Source organism: Streptomyces sp. 4N124 (assembly GCF_052245395.1).
Lineage (GTDB): Bacteria > Actinomycetota > Actinomycetes > Streptomycetales > Streptomycetaceae > Streptomyces.
Map to the genome: position 1 here is coordinate 1 of NZ_JBQQBS010000138.1, position 1,789 is coordinate 1,789.

The 1,789-nt window shown below is 70.0% G+C and carries 1 protein-coding gene; it reads right to left on the reverse strand.

Annotation, left to right across the window (positions count from 1 at the left end; genetic code table 11):
- Positions 1 to 41: 41 nt before the first annotated feature.
- Positions 42 to 1,694, reverse strand: a complete 1,653-nt coding sequence (locus tag ACTWQO_RS48425; RefSeq protein WP_443243802.1) for an IS1182 family transposase — start codon at positions 1,692 to 1,694, stop codon at positions 42 to 44.
- Between the last annotated feature and the right edge of the window lie 95 nt (positions 1,695 to 1,789).

The following is a 1,789-nucleotide window of genomic DNA, read 5'->3' on the forward strand; positions in this document are numbered from 1 at the left end:
GACACCGTTGGCGAATGCCCCTCGGCTCCGCCCCACCGGTTCTATCCGGTGGGGCGGAGGGCTGCGAAGTGGGATGTCCGGGTGGGGGCGAAGGGTGTTCCGGTGAGCCATGCGTTGACGCGGACGACGTTCATCGCGGCCGCGGTCAGGAGGTGTTGCAGATGGGTCTTGGCGCTGCCGTGGTAGCGGGATCTGCGCAGGCCGAAGGCCCGGACGCCCTGGGCGATGGTGCCCTCGATGCCGGCGCGGTGCCTGTAGCGCTGCTGCCAGGGCTCGGTCTGCTGGTCGAGCCGGGCCTGTTGGAGCGCTTCGTGTTCGTCGCGGTGCCGCAGGGTGATCTCACGTCCCATCCGGTCATTGCCGCGGTAGCACTGGGAGCGGGCGGGACAGGGACGGCAGTCCGTGGGCGAGAAGCGAGCCCTGATCACGGGGCCTTCCAGGCGGCGCCCATCGTGCTGCCACTGTCTGCTGGTCTTGCCGTTGGGGCAGGTCACCTGCTCGTTGTTCCAGTCGATGGTGAAGTGGTCGATGGAGTAGCCGTTGTTCGCCTTGGCCTGCCAGCCGGTGTTGGTGCTGACTGGCCCCAGCAATTCGATGCCGTACTTGCGGCGGGCGCGGGCCACGTGCGCCGCGTCCACGTAACCGGCATCGACCAGGTGGACATCGGGGAGCAGGTTGCGGCGGGCAAGTCCGTCGTGGATCTGTTCGGTGAACTCGACGTCCGAGCTGGCGGCGGTGCCGGTCACCACCTGAGTGATCAAGTGCGGTGCGTCGCGCTCGCAGGTCTCGGTCAGGTGGACCTTGTATCCGCACCAGGCCAGGTCGCGTTTGACGCCGTTGCGGGCCTCGGGGTCGTAGGGCGAGCGCAGCCGCAGCCTGCCCGGAGGGCAGTCCTTGGGCTTGCGCCAGCCCACCACCCCGTCGTTGACCTGGTATTCCTGCACCCAGAACCGGCGCAGGAACTCCACGGCCGGCAGCTCCCGCAGCCAGCCGGGGGCTTGGTCGGACCACACCGCCCGCAGGACGGTCATGCCGTCCTCGCCGACCTGATCGGCGTGGGCGGATCGTGCGGCCCAGCGGCTGGGGAACTTCGAGTCCTCCGGGCGGGCGGAGTACCGGTCGAACCATTCCGGTCGGGCCAGGGCGGCCAGCCACTGCGGGGCCGCCACCGCCAGCGCGTTCAGCGCGGCCCGCAGTGTCTCGACGACCGACTCCAGCCGGTTCACCTCCCGCACTGCCGCCAGGACGTGCGTCGCGTCGCTGCGCTGCCGGCCGCCCGCCGAGAGCAGACCGGCACCCGAGGCGCTCTCCAGCACAGCATCCAGCATCCTCGCCTCCACGCCCCCGGTGATCAGCCGGTCCCGGAACTCGCTGAGCACCGAGAAGTCGAAGCCGGAATCGGTCAGTTCCAGGCTCAGGGCGTACTTCCAGTCGATGCGCGAGCGCACCGCGTGGGCGGCCTGCCTGTCCGACAGCCCCTCGGCGAACTGCAGCACCAGGACCATCGCCAGCCGACCGGGCGAGGCCGCCGGCCGTCCCCGGTGCGAGAACAGCGCGGCGAACTCCGCATCGCTGAACACCGGCCCCAGCACATCCCGCACCCGAAGCGCCAAACACCCCTTGGGGAAGGCAGCGCGGGCCACCCGCGCCGTCTCCTCCGGTACCTCCCCCAACACCCCCGGACGCAACGACACCCTCGGCCCCCTCACACGCAACGTCGGTCTGCACCACCAACTCGGTGGCACAGACCGACGTCACGCACTCAGGGCCATTCGCCAACAGTGTCCAT